The sequence below is a fragment of the Pseudomonas mendocina genome, assembly GCA_037482215.1.
Lineage (GTDB): Bacteria > Pseudomonadota > Gammaproteobacteria > Pseudomonadales > Pseudomonadaceae > Aquipseudomonas > Aquipseudomonas mendocina_E.
In genome coordinates this window covers 2,570,012-2,584,863 of the sequence record CP148074.1, presented here as the reverse complement: position 1 = coordinate 2,584,863, position 14,852 = coordinate 2,570,012, and the positions used below count along the sequence as shown (strand labels likewise).

At 55.0% G+C, this 14,852-nt stretch carries 14 protein-coding genes; 9 read left to right on the top strand and 5 right to left on the bottom strand.

Features of this window, described 5'->3' with window-relative positions:
• Positions 1–133: 133 nt before the first annotated feature.
• The gene (gene prmB, locus WG219_11935; GenBank protein WXL24063.1) at positions 134–1,066 is read left to right on the top strand and encodes a 50S ribosomal protein L3 N(5)-glutamine methyltransferase; all 933 of its coding nucleotides are present in this window, start codon (positions 134–136) and stop codon (positions 1,064–1,066) included.
• On the opposite strand, the gene WG219_11930 is transcribed toward prmB, so the two are convergent.
• The gene (locus tag WG219_11930) at positions 1,067–4,543 is read right to left on the bottom strand and encodes a NahK/ErcS family hybrid sensor histidine kinase/response regulator (GenBank protein ID WXL24062.1); all 3,477 of its coding nucleotides are present in this window, start codon (positions 4,541–4,543) and stop codon (positions 1,067–1,069) included.
• Positions 4,544–4,791: 248 nt separating this feature from the next.
• Here WG219_11930 and WG219_11925 point away from each other — a divergent pair, with 248 nt between their 5' ends.
• Positions 4,792–5,196 (top strand): hypothetical protein, encoded by a 405-nt coding sequence (locus WG219_11925; GenBank protein WXL24061.1) that lies wholly within the window; start codon positions 4,792–4,794, stop codon positions 5,194–5,196.
• A 24-nt stretch (positions 5,197–5,220) separates the two neighbouring features.
• Here WG219_11925 and WG219_11920 read toward each other — a convergent pair whose 3' ends face one another.
• Positions 5,221–5,505 (bottom strand): hypothetical protein, encoded by a 285-nt coding sequence (locus WG219_11920; GenBank protein WXL24060.1) that lies wholly within the window; start codon positions 5,503–5,505, stop codon positions 5,221–5,223.
• A gap of 111 nt (positions 5,506–5,616) precedes the next feature.
• On the opposite strand from WG219_11920, the gene WG219_11915 reads away from it, so the two are divergent.
• Positions 5,617–6,186 carry a GNAT family protein gene (locus tag WG219_11915; protein WXL24059.1) on the top strand — a complete coding sequence of 190 codons (570 nt, stop codon included), beginning with the start codon at positions 5,617–5,619 and terminating at the stop codon, positions 6,184–6,186.
• A gap of 18 nt (positions 6,187–6,204) precedes the next feature.
• Here WG219_11915 and WG219_11910 read toward each other — a convergent pair whose 3' ends face one another.
• On the bottom strand, positions 6,205–6,993 hold the full coding sequence (locus WG219_11910; protein ID WXL24058.1) for a hypothetical protein: 789 nt from the start codon (positions 6,991–6,993) through the stop codon (positions 6,205–6,207).
• Between the two features lie 69 nt (positions 6,994–7,062).
• Positions 7,063–8,034, bottom strand: coding sequence for an alpha/beta fold hydrolase (locus WG219_11905; protein ID WXL24057.1), 972 nt, complete (start codon positions 8,032–8,034; stop codon positions 7,063–7,065).
• 159 nt (positions 8,035–8,193) lie between these two features.
• Between WG219_11905 and aroC the strand changes: the two genes are divergently transcribed.
• The 4 genes from aroC to WG219_11885 all read left to right on the top strand — a co-directional run bounded on the left by aroC (position 8,194) and on the right by WG219_11885 (position 11,362).
• Complete coding sequence (gene aroC / locus WG219_11900) at positions 8,194–9,285, top strand: chorismate synthase (protein WXL24056.1); 1,092 nt, start codon at positions 8,194–8,196, stop codon at positions 9,283–9,285.
• A 77-nt stretch (positions 9,286–9,362) separates the two neighbouring features.
• On the top strand, positions 9,363–10,520 hold the full coding sequence (locus WG219_11895) for an MFS transporter (protein WXL24055.1): 1,158 nt from the start codon (positions 9,363–9,365) through the stop codon (positions 10,518–10,520).
• A gap of 31 nt (positions 10,521–10,551) precedes the next feature.
• Complete coding sequence (locus WG219_11890; GenBank protein WXL24054.1) at positions 10,552–11,100, top strand: hypothetical protein; 549 nt, start codon at positions 10,552–10,554, stop codon at positions 11,098–11,100.
• 70 nt (positions 11,101–11,170) lie between these two features.
• Positions 11,171–11,362 carry a PLD nuclease N-terminal domain-containing protein gene (locus tag WG219_11885; protein WXL24053.1) on the top strand — a complete coding sequence of 64 codons (192 nt, stop codon included), beginning with the start codon at positions 11,171–11,173 and terminating at the stop codon, positions 11,360–11,362.
• A gap of 18 nt (positions 11,363–11,380) precedes the next feature.
• On the opposite strand, the gene WG219_11880 is transcribed toward WG219_11885, so the two are convergent.
• Positions 11,381–12,262, bottom strand: a complete 882-nt coding sequence (locus tag WG219_11880; GenBank protein ID WXL24052.1) for a DNA-3-methyladenine glycosylase — start codon at positions 12,260–12,262, stop codon at positions 11,381–11,383.
• A gap of 183 nt (positions 12,263–12,445) precedes the next feature.
• On the opposite strand from WG219_11880, the gene WG219_11875 reads away from it, so the two are divergent.
• Entirely contained in the window at positions 12,446–13,921 is a 1,476-nt protein-coding gene (locus tag WG219_11875; GenBank protein ID WXL24051.1) for an NAD(P)/FAD-dependent oxidoreductase, read from the top strand.
• Entirely contained in the window at positions 13,905–14,834 is a 930-nt protein-coding gene (locus WG219_11870) for an alpha/beta hydrolase (GenBank protein ID WXL24050.1), read from the top strand. The genes WG219_11875 and WG219_11870 overlap by 17 nt, the downstream gene beginning before the upstream one ends.
• Positions 14,835–14,852 lie beyond the last annotated feature (18 nt).

Below are 14,852 nucleotides of genomic sequence, written 5' to 3'. Positions count from 1 at the left end.
GATATTGTTCATCACGTCTATTCAAGACTGGCGGCAGTCTACGGCTGGTGAGTCTTAGCTGGTATCGTCATGAGTGCCGACCTGGACTGTGTAATGGGCTAGAATGCCTATCCTTTATTCACGGAGAACCATTGTGAGCGACACCAGTAAGGACTTCCCGACCCGCCTGAGGACTGTGCGCGATTATATTCGGTGGGCTGTTAGTCAGTTTCATGGTGCGGACTTGTTCTTTGGACACGGCACTGACAATGCCTGGGATGAGGCCCGGCAATTGGTGCTGGGGGCGCTCCATCTACCTTATGAAATAGCCGACAGCTACCTGGACTGTCGCCTAGAGGATGAGGAGCATGCTTACCTGCACGAGTTACTCCGTCAACGCATTGAAGAACGTGTGCCAACCGCCTATCTGTTAGGTGAAGCTTGGTTCTGCGGTTTGCCATTTATCGTGGATGAGCGAGTGTTGATTCCGCGTTCTCCGATCGGTGAGCTTATTGAGCAGCAGTTTGCACCGTGGTTACCTCATGAACCTGCGCGAATTCTCGATCTGTGCACCGGGTCGGGTTGTATCGGCATTGCCTGTGCCTATGCCTTCCCAGAGGCCGAAGTGGTATTGGGAGACCTGTCTTTCGATGCCTTAGAGGTGGCCAATCAAAATATCGAACGTCATGAGCTAGGCGAGCGTGTGTATACCGTCCAGGGTGATGGTTTTGCAGGGCTGCCAGGCCAGCGTTTTGATTTGATCGTGTCTAACCCACCCTATGTGGATGCCGAAGATTTTGCCGATATGCCGGCCGAATACCAGCATGAGCCGGAGTTGGGGCTTGCCTGCGGGGAAGATGGGCTCGATTTAGTGCGGCGTATGCTGGCCGAGGCGGCTGATCATCTGACCGAACAGGGCGTGCTCATTGTAGAAGTGGGCAATAGTCAGGTGCATGTGGAGGCGCAGTATCCAGAAGTCGACTTCACATGGTTGGAATTTGAGCGTGGCGGGCATGGCGTGTTCCTGCTCGGGGCCAAACAGTGCCGTGAGCACCAAGCGCTCTTCCGTGAGCGCCTCAACGGCTGATTAGCGCAGACTGTTGAACCGGTTGAGCAGGGCGCGTAATGCGGCTGGCTTGACCGGTTTAGGCAGGAACTCCAGCCCTGCAGCTCGTACTTGAGCAATCAGCTCCTGACGCCCGTCAGCGCTGATAACCACTGCCGGTACCTGTACGTTCAACTGCTCGTGTAGCCAGGTGACCAAATCAGTGCCTGTTTCGCCATCGTTTAGGTGATAGTCGACCAAAATGACCTGCGGGTGCATGCCGTCTGCTAGCAGGCTTTCACATTCCAAACGGTTGCGTGCAGTCCATACATGGCAGCCCCAACGCGACAGCAGACTGGCCATTCCGTTGAGAATGCTGTCTTCGTTGTCGATGCACAGGACGCGGGTTCCTGCCAGGGGTTGGCTGGTGGTTTCGCGCTGGGGCTTTAGTGGGACTTTGGGTTTTTCAGTGGCAATCGGCACGGTGACGCTGAAAACACTCCCTTTACCTACCCAAGAGCGAACTTCCAGGGGGTGCTCCAGTACGCGGCACAGACCATCGGCAATAGCTAATCCAAGGCCCAAACCTTTTTCAGCCCGGGTCTGGTGGCTGTCGAGGCGTTTAAACTCCTCGAAAATCACTTTGCGCTTTTCTTCAGCAATGCCTGGGCCGCGATCCCATACTTCTAGTCGCAGGTGCTTGCCACTGCGGCGCACGCCAAGCAGAACGCGGCCTTTGGCGTAACGGAATGCGTTGGTCAGGAAATTTTGCAGAATCCGTCGTAGCATTTTGATGTCGCTGTCCACCAGCAGCTTGCTGCTGCGCATGCAGAACTCAACACCTTGCTCCGCTGCAAGCACCTTAAATTCTGCCCCCAGCGTCTCGAACAATGTATTCAGTACAAAGGGCTGACGTTGGGGGGTGATGCGACCATTTTCCAGGCGGGATATATCCAGCAGATCGCTGATCAGGTCTTCGGCAGAGCGTAACGAGCTGTCTAAGTGCCGAACCAGCTCACGCGCTTCCTCGGGTAGGTCGTGCTCATGATGGGAGAGGGCTGCTGAAAACAGGCGGGCGGCGTTCAGCGGTTGCATCAGGTCATGGCTCACTGCCGCAAGGAAACGGGTCTTTGATTGGTTGGCACTCTCTGCATTGCCCTTGGCATCAATCAGCGCGAGGTTCAGCAGTGACAGTTCATGGGTGCGTTGTAATACGCGTTGTTCCAAGCCTTCGTTGGCATCTTTCAAGGCGCGTTCGGCCTCGCGGAACTCGGTGATGTCGGTAAAACTCATTACGAAACCGCCGCCAGGCATCGGGTTACCAATGAGTTCAATGACTCGGCCATTTGGAAATAAACGTTCGGAAGTATGTGCCGTGCCTTGGCGCATCCAATACAAGCGTTTGTTGACGTGAGCTTCGATATCACCACCCCCTAGCAGGCCGCGCTCTGCATTGAAGCGGATGATGTCAGCAATAGGGCGCCCGACTTGAATCAGTCCATCCGGGTATTCAAACAATTCGATATAGCGGCGATTCCATGCAACAAGATGCAGGGATTGATCCACCACGCTGATGCCTTGGGTGATGTTTTCAATTGCGCCTTGTAGCAGGGCGCGGTTGAACTGCAAAACTTCTGAGGCTTCATCGACGATGCGCACCACATCTTCGACGTGCATTTCCCGACCCTCAATAGCGGCCTTAACCACGGCTCGGGTGGAAGATGCCCCCAGAACACCAGCGAGCAGGCGTTCAGTGTGGGCAATCCAGTCGCTGGTGGAGGGCTGGTTGGGATCGAAAGGTTTGCCTTGTAGCAGTGCATAGCGATGAAAGCTCTGTTTGGCGCGTTCTTCGCCGACAAAACGGCTGGCCAGCAGGAGCAGGTCGCTCAGTTGCACTGCCAGCATGCTGCGGTTACTGGTCGGCCTGCCGAGGTCGTGGCCAATAAACCGACCAGCTTGCCAGTGGTCTGTGACTCGTGTGCGCGAGAAAAAAGACACCCAGGCAAACAGAATGAAGTTGCCAGCCAGTGACAAGATGATGCCGCGGCTCTGCGGGTCAACATCAATGCCAATCGGGGCGTGCAAGAGGGTTTGCAAACCGGGGAAGACGTCTAGCGATAAGCCAATGCTGCCCGCAATCAGTGGCATCACCAGCGTGTACAGCCAGATCAGTGCGCCCACTGCGATCCCGGCAAACACACCTTGGCGGTTAGCTTGCTTCCATACCAAGGCGCCAAACATAGCCGGTGCGAGTTGCCCTATGGCTGCAAAGGAGACCTGCCCGATGGTTGCCAGACTGGCGTTTGAGCCCAGTAAGCGGTAGCAGACGTAGGACAGCAACAGAATCAGAACAATACTGACCCGTCGGGCTGTGAGCATCCAATAGCGGAACGCTTCGAAAGGTCGTTCGGTGTTTTTGCGGCGCAGCAGCCAAGGCAGCAGCATGTCATTAGAAATGATCGTCGACAGCCCAACTGAGGCGACGATCACCATGCCGGTCGCGGCGGAAGCACCACCAATAAATGCCAGTAGCGCGAGAGTAGGGTGGGACTGGGCCAGTGGCAGGCTAATCACGAACGAGTCTGGGCTGATGTCGCTCGGAAGCAGCATTTTCCCTGCAAGGGCGATGGGCACAACAAACAATGCGGCCAGTACTAGGTACAGCGGGAACACCCAGCGTGCTAGGTTGAGGTCTTTGGGCTCTGTGTTCTCTACCACTGTTACGTGAAACTGACGGGGCAGGCAGGTGATGGCGATCATGGCCAGGCCAGTCTGGGCGAGCATCGCAGGCCAGTTGACGCTTTGCTGCCAGAACATCTCCAGCTCGCTACTCGCCTTGGCCTCTATGAGCAGGTGGTCAAAGCCGTTGTAAATGCCGTAGGTAACAAAGACGCCTACCGCAAGGAATGCCAGCAGTTTGACCAGCGATTCAAAAGCAATCGCCAGCATCATGCCTCTGTGGTGTTCGGTGACATCAAGGTTACGGGTGCCGAACAAGATGGTGAACAGGGCCAGAATTAGCGACACCACCAGTGCGGTGTCTTGGGCGCCAGGGCCAATGATCTGCGCGTCTTCGCCAATCAGTAAGTTGACGCCCAGCACAATAGCCTTGAGCTGTAGCGCAATGTAGGGCAGTACGCCGACTAGACAGACAAAGGCCACGACAATGGCCAGGGTTTGTGATTTGCCGTAGCGGGCGGCGATAAAGTCAGCAATGGAGGTGATGTTTTCTTGCTTGCTGATCATCACCATCTTTTTCAGTACCCAGGGGGCAAAGATCATAATGATGATGGGCCCTAGGTAAATTGGCAGGAACTGCCAGACTTGCTCAGTGGCCTGGCCGACTGACCCAAAGAAGGTCCAACTGGTGCAGTAAACAGCCAGTGACAAACTGTAGACCCAGGCGCGGGCTTTAGGTGACAGCGGTCGGTCACGGCGGTCGCCATAAAAGGCGATTGCAAACAAGATGGCCATATAGGCCAGGGCGACAACGGCAATAAGCCCGCTGGAGAGGGTCATGCACACTCCGCTGGAAGTGGTGGTTTGAACAGAAGGTGTTACTCAGAACCCGCAGAGCATACTGCATCAGTCTGCGCGAGTGTCCTTGTTACTTGCGTTTGCGTCAGGTCGACCATCGTCGAATGTGTCATATACCGGCAGCCTGTCTGAAGATACAAGCCGACAGTGATACCCAATCACAACCGGGTGTATTTTGAGCTTAGCGCTAGCCGAAGGGCGCAGGGTATAACTCACGGAGGAGAAGCACGATGGCGCACGTTATTGATACTCAAGAGTTGCGTGCGCTGGCTGAGAGGACCGGACTCACCGCTGATTGTGTCTGCCTGAGGCACGATCTCAAGGGTTGGAGCGGTTGGCCAGTGGGCTATCACGAAGATGAGTTTGTATTCCACGGGACACTGGCTAAGTACTCGCAGGAGGAAGCGACCATCGATGAGCACCACCCTGACCAGACGCACTACTGGTCAGTTAAGGCGCCAATAGCTCCGCAATTTTATCCCTACAACCAGTCCACAGTTTGGCTGTGCCGCCATTGTCGGCGTGTTTATCTACGACACAATGACGACGGTGCTTACCATGTTGAACGACGTATTCGACTGGTGCAGGCTGAGCTCATCGTGGATGCAGCACATGCCAATGACGGTCGTGAGTGAAACTAGCAATCACCTGAGTTCCGGTTACATAACCTCCAGCGCAAAGGCTGGCAGCACTACACAAACCAAGAACTGGAGAGCTAAGTAGCCAAAGAAGGCCCCAATACCGCCGTAAAAGGCCGCGACAATGGCGGTGAGGAATGTAAACACGATGCCAATGGCCTGTCTGGCCAGTGTGAGCCATCCTGACCCACCTGTTTTACGTCCATCGTATTCAGCTTTGATGATAAACAGGCTGAACGCTAGGGATATTGCCACCATCAGCCGGGCGGGATTGATCATAAACCACTCAAATATGACTGCAGTCATCATAACTACCTGAGTATTGAGGAACTATCGTGCTGAATATTTGCACAAATACAGAGTCATAGTCAGGTAATTGTTGTTTCTCTCTAACACGGCTGAGTGATGAGGCACCCAATGTTTAAACCGCAACTGGTAACCCTGCAACGCGGCGCTCTGCGGATTGAGCCGATGGCCGATGCGGATATTCCTGCGTTGGTTGAATTGGCGGAAGCCAATCGCCAAGAGCTTATGTACATGAGTGGCACGCAGCGGTTGGACTGGTATCGAGAGGCCCTGGCTAATCAGCGGGACGGGCTGGCGATCGCCTTTACAATACGTTTGGGTAACGTGTTGGTGGGTACTACGCGTTTTGCCGACTTCAATAACAGCCTCCCCAGTGCTGAGATAGGTTGGACGTGGCTGGACAAAAAACAGCACAGCACAGGCCTTAACAGCACCATTAAATACCTGATGCTCAAGCATGCGTTTGAAAACTGGGGCATGGTGCGCGTGCAGCTTAAAACCGCTGCCAGCAACACCCGCTCGCAGCGTGCGATTGAAAAGCTGGGTGCACGACGCGAGGGTGTTTTGCGTAATCATCGTCGCCTGGCTGATGGCCGTCTGGATGACACGGTGATGTACAGCATTACCGACGACGAGTGGCCGGCGGCAAAGCGTGATTTGGAGATACGTTTCAGCTCTTAAAGGCGTAAGTAGCCAGCCTTAGTGAGTTGCAATCCAGATAAGTAGGGCGGCCTGGAAGACGCTAAAGGTCACCAAGCAGGCGATGGTAAAGCGTAAGCCACTGTCGTCTCGCTTGTAGGCGGTAATGCGCTCTTCCAGCTTGCGGATCTTATTCTCCTGTTCATGCAAGTTATGGTCTGCCTGCTCCAGCATACTGGCGGCATCAACCAGCCCAAGAACCTGTACTTTTTCTTTGTTCCAGTCCGTGTGCAAGGAGCTGACGCGTTGTGCCGTGCATTGTGCGGTCATTTGCAGGGGGTCGAGGTACTCAATCGTGAACCCCTGCGCTTGCAATGCGTGATCGCGACGACTGCGCGATTCTTCACTAAAGGCATCCTTACTTGGCAGCGCCATGGGTTTGACTTGATAGTGCGAATACTTTTTTCGCGCCCATTCGGCTGCCTGAGCCATTAGAAAACGGCCAAGGCCACGGTTTTCAGGAACAGGAGAAAGGCCTTTAGGCGGCCCAAAATGGATGGTGCGCTCAGTGTGGTTGGCCCAAACTTCCAAGACGTTCTGTTCTTTATGAACACGTTGATCCGGCAAGTGCAAAGTCAGGCGTAACACGCTGTCATATTGATCACCGCGTTCGACGTAGCCCAGCTGGATAAAACGCAGTGGTCGTGGCCCGGTGTATTTATCAACTGGCAACGGCGCCAAGCGCAACAAACGAAACTCTTCCGGGGGCAGTTCTGCCCACGGATGCGCTTCTTCGAGTTCTTGATCTTCTGCAGAAGCTTCTGCTTCTGGGGTGGTGTTTTCGGTCATAAACGACTGTCCTTAGTACGATCTTACAGAGTGATCGCATGGTTACCGCGCTTATCGGCCATTTTGTTGTTAACTAGAGGGTGGCTCTTTGCTATTGCGCTTAATAAATTGAACGATAGTTTCGCTTAGCCCGGCTGCAAGCGGTAGTTTTGGATTGTTGTAACTGGCAATTTGCGACTGTAAGTCGGCATTTGTGATGCGTAAGACGTGGTTCATACCTGGAACAATCAAGGCATCTGTATTGGGTTTGGCTTCACTGAGGGCCAACGCGTCGTCAACGCTCACTTGAATGTCGTGAGTGCCTTGGACAATCAAGGTTGGCACTTGTAGGCGGGCAAACGCTTGGGCGGGATCTTGCCGCAGCAGGGATATCAAATACGGCTGCACGCTGGGTCTGAATAACACCTGTAAGTCTTCGGGGACCTGATCGGTCGTTTGGCCTTTCAAGAGCAGATCAAGAATGGCATTACTTTGAGCCCTGAGATCCGGTGGCAGGCGGGTGTCGATCTGTTCACGTAGGACCTGATCAATAGGGCGCCCAGTTCCTGCCAGCGAGACAACAGCAGTGGCGTGAGCCTCTGGGGCTGCGAGGCTGGCAATCAACGCGCCTTCGCTGTGGCCAATCAGAACGAGATTGCTGAAGTCAGGGTCTTGTCGGAGTAAGCGGCTCCATGCGATGGCGTCGTTAACGTAGGCTTCAACGCTGAGGTTGCGCTCGTCGGGTGTCGCTGCCCGGCTGGCGGCAACGCCGCGTTTGTCGTAACGCAAGCTGGCAATACCCTGTTTCGCAAGGTTCTGGGCCAGGCGTTTGAGGCTGTCATTACGGCCGCCTTCTGGATTATTTCCATCGCGGTCGGTCGGGCCGCTTCCAGCAATCAGCAAGGCTACGGTTTGCGGTGCGTTGCCAGACGGTTTGAGCAAGGTACCAAACAGGGTGCCTTGATCAGTTTGCAGGCGCATTGGCAGCTGCATGCTGGCATGGGGGCTGGCCTGAGCCAAGGAGCTACCGAGAAGGACGGTCAAGAGAAGTGCTCGCAACATAGAGTATGACTACAGAAAAGAGTTACTTGGACGCACAACTGGGCCTAAGGTTCGGCGTGAACTGAATCGGCACCGAGGTTATACTCGCACGCTTTACCTTAGTGGAGTGCCGCGTATTGCGCGCGGTCTCTGGGCTGATATTCGCGGAGCGTTTTGCACATGTCCGGCAATACCTACGGCAAGCTGTTTACTGTCACCACCGCTGGCGAGAGCCATGGGCCGGCGCTGGTCGCCATTGTTGATGGCTGCCCGCCGGGGCTCGAATTGAGCTTGGAAGACATGCAGCGTGACCTGGACCGCCGCAAACCGGGCACCAGCCGCCACACCACCCAGCGTCAGGAAGATGACCGGGTAGAAATTCTTTCCGGCGTGTTTGAGGGCAAAACCACTGGCTGCTCTATTGGCTTGCTGATCCGCAACACCGACCAGAAGTCCAAGGATTACTCCGCAATCAAGGATTCCTTCCGCCCAGCCCATGCGGATTACACCTATCACCACAAGTACGGTATCCGCGACTACCGCGGCGGTGGCCGCAGCTCGGCCCGCGAAACAGCCATGCGCGTGGCTGCCGGGGCCATTGCCAAGAAGTTTTTGGCCACCCAAGGCATTGTCATTCGTGGCTACATGAGCCAACTGGGCCCGATCGAGATTCCGTTCAAGACTTGGGACAGCGTTGAGCAGAACGCATTTTTCTGCCCAGACCCGGACAAAGTGCCGGAGCTGGAAGCCTATATGGACCAACTGCGCCGCGACCAGGATTCCGTAGGGGCGAAGATCACGGTTGTTGCTGAGGGCGTTAAACCGGGCTTAGGTGAGCCTATTTTTGATCGCCTCGACGCTGAGCTGGCTCACGCACTGATGAGCATCAACGCAGTTAAAGGCGTCGAGATCGGTGCTGGTTTCGCTTCTGTTGCCCAGCGGGGCACCGAACACCGAGACGAACTGACTCCGGAAGGTTTCCTCTCTAACAATGCCGGCGGCATTCTCGGTGGGATTTCCAGCGGCCAGCCAATCGTGGCGCATCTGGCGCTAAAGCCGACCTCCAGCATTACTACGCCGGGTCGTACCATTGATATCAATGGTAATCCTCAAGACCTGATCACCAAGGGCCGTCACGATCCGTGCGTAGGCATCCGTGCTACGCCAATTGCTGAGGCGATGATGGCTATCGTGCTGATGGATCATCTGCTGCGTCACCGCGCCCAGAATGCTGACGTCAAGGTGAGCACGCCGGTTCTGCCGCAACGCTGAACCATAACGCAGGCCGGGGATTCCCGGCCTGTTCTGTTTGGGCTTGGGATGGCGAAGGGCCTCTGTATTGAGCCTTTATGAACACTGAATTGCCTTACTGGCGCCTTTCCGGTTTCTACTTTTTCTATTTCTCTCTGCTCGGAGCTACGGCGCCGTTTCTGTCCCTGTATTTCGACCATCTTGGGTTTTCCGCTGCGCGTATTGGCGAGTTGGTGGCCATTCCCATGTTGATGCGCTGCTTTGCGCCGAACATCTGGGGCTGGCTTGGGGACTACACCGGCCGCCGCTTGGCGATTGTGCGCTTTGGTGCGGTCTGTACGCTGTTGAGCTTCGCCGGGATTTTTTTCAGCAAAAGCTACGCCTGGCTGGCGCTGATCATGGCCTTACATGCGTTCTTCTGGCATGCGGTGCTGCCGCAATTCGAGGTGATCACTTTTGCTCACCTACGCGAGAAAGCTGAGGGCTACAGCAAAATCCGTCTATGGGGCAGCATCGGTTTTATCGTTGCAGTGGCGGGCCTGGGTAAGCTGTTCGAGGTGTTGAGTCTTGATGCCTACCCATGGGCGCTGGTGCTGATCATGGGGGGGATTGTGCTGGCGAGTCTGTGGGTGCCGAATATGCAGGCCCAGGCGCGCAGCGGTGACCATTCCGGCGGGTTCTTGAAACAGCTATGGCAGCCAGGAATTCTGGCTTTTTTTGTCTGCGCGGGGCTGATGCAGCTGAGCAACGGGCCGTATTACACCTTCTTGAGTCTGCACCTGGAAAACCTCGGTTATACCCGCAGCACCATTGGCCAATTATGGGCGCTGGGCGTGGTGGCTGAGATCGTCATGTTTATTTTTATGGCGAAGATACTGGCCCGGTTTTCGTTGAGGTCGGTGCTGGTTGGCAGTTTCCTGATTACCGCTGTGCGCTGGTTGTTACTGGGTAACTTGGCGGATCATGTGATGGTGCTGCTGTTTGCTCAGATTATGCATGCGGCCACGTTTGGTAGTTTCCATGCGGCTGCCATGCATTTTGTCCAGCGCAGTTTTCCCGAGCGCCTGCAAGGCCAAGGACAAGCGTTGTACGCTGCACTTGCCGGTGTCGGTGGGGCGTTGGGCGCTTTGTATTCGGGCTACAGCTGGCACGGCTTGGGTGCCGCCTGGACTTTCAGCATCGCCAGCGTATTTGCCGTAGCGGCCGCGATGATTACTATCCGTTATGTAGGTAAGGAGCGCGCAGGCGCTGTCTGATCCGAGTTCTATATTTTGAAGAGTATTTGATATGAGCAGCCTGATCGTTTTTCACCATGTCACCCCTCAGGTGCCAAACAAGCTGCTGACCCATGAGGAAGACATTGTCAGCACACTCGCAGCTGTTGGCATTACCTACACTGAAATCCCTGTACAGGAACGGGTCAATCCAGGTGAGTCGGATGATCTATTGCTACAAGCAAGTCGCTCACAGTTGGATCAATTGCAAGCCGACTACGCTATGGCCAGCATTCAACTGCTGAATGTGTGCGATGAACGAGGCGAGGGTAATGCACTTGCTGACAGCCTGCGCAAAGAGCAGCGCTGTGCTGCAAAGCAAGTGGTTTATTGCCTGGCAGGGCGCGGCCAGCTGATGCTCAATCTCGGCGAATACATCTACGGCGTGGTGCTTGAGAAGCAGGGGCTGGTGGTTGTGCCTGCTGATACAGCGTTCTGGCTTGATGGCGGCGAAAACCCGCGCTTTGCCCTCGCACGTTTATTTGAGACCGCTCAGATACCAGACTTTGAGGTGGTTGATGGCGATTTCCCCGGACGTTTCTACCGTTTCGATCAATTTTGACTGGCGTTCAGCATTACTCAACAGAGTGTCTATCCTGAAAGGGCAAACCTTTCAAACAGGAGTGACACGCATGGGCTCTACATTTAGTGGTCTGCTGGGACTGGTGATTCTGGCTCTGGATATTTGGGCGATCATCAGTGTTATTAAAAGCAACGCGGAAGTTGGTATTAAGATCCTTTGGATCGTATTGATTGTCCTGCTGCCAGTAGTCGGGCTAATCATCTGGGCGCTGCTTGGACCTAAGGGTACGGTCAAGCTTTAAGGCATATCAAACCTGTCTTCATTCACCTGAATAGTTGTGCCACAGGTACGCTGCCGCATAGGCCCGCCAGGGACGCCAAGTCTCTGCACGGGCCTGTAATTGTTTGGCGCTGATGCCGTCTTCACCCCAGATTGGTGCCTTAAGCAGGCCCAGATCACTCGCCGGGAAGGCATCGGTCTTGCCAAACGCCCTCAACGCGATGTGCTCGGCCGTCCACGGGCCTATCCCCGGCAGGCTGCACATACGCTCAACAAAGCTGCTGTAACCCTGCTGTGGGTCCAGGTTCAACACACCGGAGGCCACCTGAGCGGCGAAATGTTGCAGGCACTGCACGCGACGAGAAGGCATACCAATCCCCTCTAAATTAGCTTCTGCAATGGCCTCTGGCGTTGGAAATAAACGGCTAAGGTGCGGTTGGCTGGCATCGCTCAGGTCTCTGCCAACGCGCGCAACCAGCCGGTTAGTAATGCTCACAGCGGCTTTAACCGTTACTTGCTGGCCAACAATCGCCCGTACAGCCTGCTCAAATGGGTCCCAGGCCGTGGGAAGGCGCAGGCCAGGGTGTTGCGCCTCCAGCTTGCGCAAAAGCGCGTCGCGGGCAAAGTGCGCAGCAATTACGTCTGGATGGCAATCCAGATCAAACATCTTGCGGACACGGGCGATAAGCTCAGGCAAGCAATTGTGTAGAGAGGGGCTGGCAGTCAGCTGTAAGGCTGGTTGATCGCTCAAGGGTATGACCTGAAACCAGCCACTTTGCGCGCCGATTAGCGCGCTGCGGCTATAGGCCTGAGCGGAAACATGCTCAACACCATCAAGGGCACGCAGCTTGTAGTGGGAATGGAACTGCTGCCAGGACCAGGGTTGGTGATAGTGGAGAAGGGATGTTTGATTTCTGTTCATGGCGCAACGGTAGCGGGAGATGGTTATTACGACCAGTCTCAGGCTGACTTTCAAATTTTGCTGAAGTTCTAGCAGTGAAGCGATTGTGCATGATCATCCGGAATTTGGCCGTAAAGGCCACTTACGGGGGGGTAACAGCGGATTAGTATGGGGATTTCAAATCCTATATGTTTGGGCATAACAATGAATAAAAAATTACCCAATACTTCTCATACTCAGGTGCTGATTATCGGCAGCGGCTTTGCCGGTTTGGGGATGGCGATTCAGTTGCAGCAGGCGGGGATTACCGACGTGCTGTTGTTGGAAAAAGCCGCCGAGCCCGGTGGAACCTGGCGGGATAATAACTATCCAGGGGCTGCGTGTGATGTGCCGTCCCATCTCTATTCATTCTCCTTCGAGCCTAAACACGATTGGAGCCGTAAATTCGCGCCACAGTCGGAGATTCATCAGTACAGCCTGCATCTGATTCGTAAATACCAGTTGGCCGGGCATATTCGCTGTAATGCAGAGGTAAGCAGCGCGGCGTTTGTGGAGTCCACTGCAAGCTGGCGGGTTACCCTGACGGACGGCGAAGTGCTGACCTGTGCTGTGCTGATAAGTGCCTGCGGTCAACTCAATCGACCTGCGTACCCAGCCTTGCCAAGGCTTGCCCAGTTTCAAGGTGAAGCCTTCCATTCAGCACGTTGGCGGCACGATTTAGAGTTGCGCGGCAAGCGTGTTGCAGTGATTGGCACAGGCGCTTCAGCAATTCAGTTTGTGCCGCAAATACAGCCCAAAACCGGCAAGTTGATGCTGTTCCAGCGTTCCGCTCCCTATGTGCTGAGTAAGCCCGATCGTGCCTATAAGCCTTGGGAGCAGACGTTGTTTAAGTATGTACCTGGCTTGCAGCAACTCAGCCGTGGCTTGATGTATTTGCACCATGAGCTGCGCGGTCTGGCATTTATCAGCATGCCTTGGTTGATGAAGGGGATGCGCTGGGGTTTCGAGCGGCATCTTAAGCAGCACATCGCTGACCCAATGTTACGGGCGCGTTTGCAGCCGGACTATCCAATGGGGTGCAAGCGAATCCTGATCAGCAACGATTACTTTCCAGCGCTGACGCAGCCCAATGTGCAAGTGATCGATACGGCTATTCGTGAGGTCAGGGCCCATTCGATTGTGACGGCGGATGGGCAGGAATATGAATGTGATGTGATCATTTACGGCACTGGTTTTGCCGCCACAGATTTTCTTGCGCCGATGCACATCACTGGGCGTGCAGGGCAGGTACTCAATGAGGTGTGGCGTGATGGCGCTGAGGCTTACAAGGGCATCAGTGTCAGCGGTTTTCCGAATCTGTTTATTCTTTACGGACCGAATACCAATTTAGGTCATAACTCGATTCTGTACATGCTGGAGAGCCAATTCCGTTATGTCGTTGGCTGCTTGCAGGCCATGGAGCAGCGCGGCCTGCAGTGGATGGATGTTAAAGCTGACATACAGGCACGATATAACCGCAACGTTCAGGCCGACTCCCATCGTACGATCTGGGAACAGGGATGTACCAGCTGGTACAAGATTGACTCAGGCAAAAACACCAACAACTGGCCGGGATATACCTTTATCTACCGCTATCAGACCCGAAAACCGGAGCTGAATCATTATGACTGTCAACGCTGAATTCATCACACCTGCATCCGAGCAGGCGCTCTTGCGTTCGATTTTGCGCGGCAGCCTGCGCTTGCTGTTCCGTAGCTTGGTCCGACCACCGATGCCGATAGCGGGTCAGCGGGCAGTCCTGCGCATGCTTACGGCCGTTAGCCCGACGCCTGCTGGCGTTACACTTGCAGCGGGATCACTTGCGGGCAGGGCGTGTGAGTGGCATCGTCCAGCGTGTAGTAACGGATCAGTATTTCTGTATCTGCATGGCGGCGCTTTTCTGATTGGCGGGCCGAATACGCACCGGGCGATCTGCGCTCACTTGGCCAAGCGTGGGCAGATGGACGTGTGCGCGCTGGATTATCGTCTGGCCCCCGAACATCCTTATCCGGCAGCACGTGAAGATGCTGTGGCAGCCTACAAGAGCTTGCTCGAGGTAGGCTACAAGCCAGAGCAGATCGTGATAGGCGGCGACTCAGCTGGAGGCAACCTGAGCCTGATTACAAGCCTTTATCTTCGCGATCAAGGTATATCTCAGCCAGCGGCGCTGGTGTGTTTTTCACCGGTTACTGATTTTACTGGTGCGCATATTCATCACCCCCCAGCGGGTGACCCGCTGTTAAGCGAGGCCTGGGTACGGCAGGCCGTAGGACTCTATTGCCCGCCGCATGTGGAACCCGATGACCCTGGCGTTTCGCCGCAGTTTGCTGATTTAACCGGCTTGGCACCGCTGCTCTTGCAAGTAGGTGAAGATGAAATGCTGCGCAATGACAGCCTGCGTTTTGCCGAAAAGGCACAAGCGGCGGGTGTGGAGGTACAACTGCAACGCTATGTTGACCTCTGGCATGTATTTCAAGCCCACGCCGGGTTACTCAAAGTTGCAGACCGGGCGTTGACCGATGTGGTGACTTTTATCCGGTCACGAGGTTGTTGAGTGGGGCGAGGAGGGTGT

What these genes read in the sequence shown, in the direction of transcription:
- WG219_11880 (WXL24052.1), bottom strand. Translation starts at nt 12,262, where the DNA reads ATGAACAGAAATCAAACATCCCTTCTCCACTATCACCAACCCTGGTCC.
- WG219_11905 (WXL24057.1), bottom strand. Translation starts at nt 8,034, where the DNA reads ATGTTGCGAGCACTTCTCTTGACCGTCCTTCTCGGTAGCTCCTTGGCT.
- WG219_11910 (WXL24058.1), bottom strand. Translation starts at nt 6,993, where the DNA reads ATGACCGAAAACACCACCCCAGAAGCAGAAGCTTCTGCAGAAGATCAA.
- aroC (WXL24056.1), top strand. Translation starts at nt 8,194, where the DNA reads ATGTCCGGCAATACCTACGGCAAGCTGTTTACTGTCACCACCGCTGGC.
- WG219_11875 (WXL24051.1), top strand. Translation starts at nt 12,446, where the DNA reads ATGAATAAAAAATTACCCAATACTTCTCATACTCAGGTGCTGATTATC.
- WG219_11930 (WXL24062.1), bottom strand. Translation starts at nt 4,543, where the DNA reads ATGACCCTCTCCAGCGGGCTTATTGCCGTTGTCGCCCTGGCCTATATG.
- WG219_11890 (WXL24054.1), top strand. Translation starts at nt 10,552, where the DNA reads ATGAGCAGCCTGATCGTTTTTCACCATGTCACCCCTCAGGTGCCAAAC.
- WG219_11920 (WXL24060.1), bottom strand. Translation starts at nt 5,505, where the DNA reads ATGACTGCAGTCATATTTGAGTGGTTTATGATCAATCCCGCCCGGCTG.
- WG219_11925 (WXL24061.1), top strand. Translation starts at nt 4,792, where the DNA reads ATGGCGCACGTTATTGATACTCAAGAGTTGCGTGCGCTGGCTGAGAGG.
- WG219_11915 (WXL24059.1), top strand. Translation starts at nt 5,617, where the DNA reads ATGTTTAAACCGCAACTGGTAACCCTGCAACGCGGCGCTCTGCGGATT.
- WG219_11870 (WXL24050.1), top strand. Translation starts at nt 13,905, where the DNA reads ATGACTGTCAACGCTGAATTCATCACACCTGCATCCGAGCAGGCGCTC.
- WG219_11885 (WXL24053.1), top strand. Translation starts at nt 11,171, where the DNA reads ATGGGCTCTACATTTAGTGGTCTGCTGGGACTGGTGATTCTGGCTCTG.
- WG219_11895 (WXL24055.1), top strand. Translation starts at nt 9,363, where the DNA reads ATGAACACTGAATTGCCTTACTGGCGCCTTTCCGGTTTCTACTTTTTC.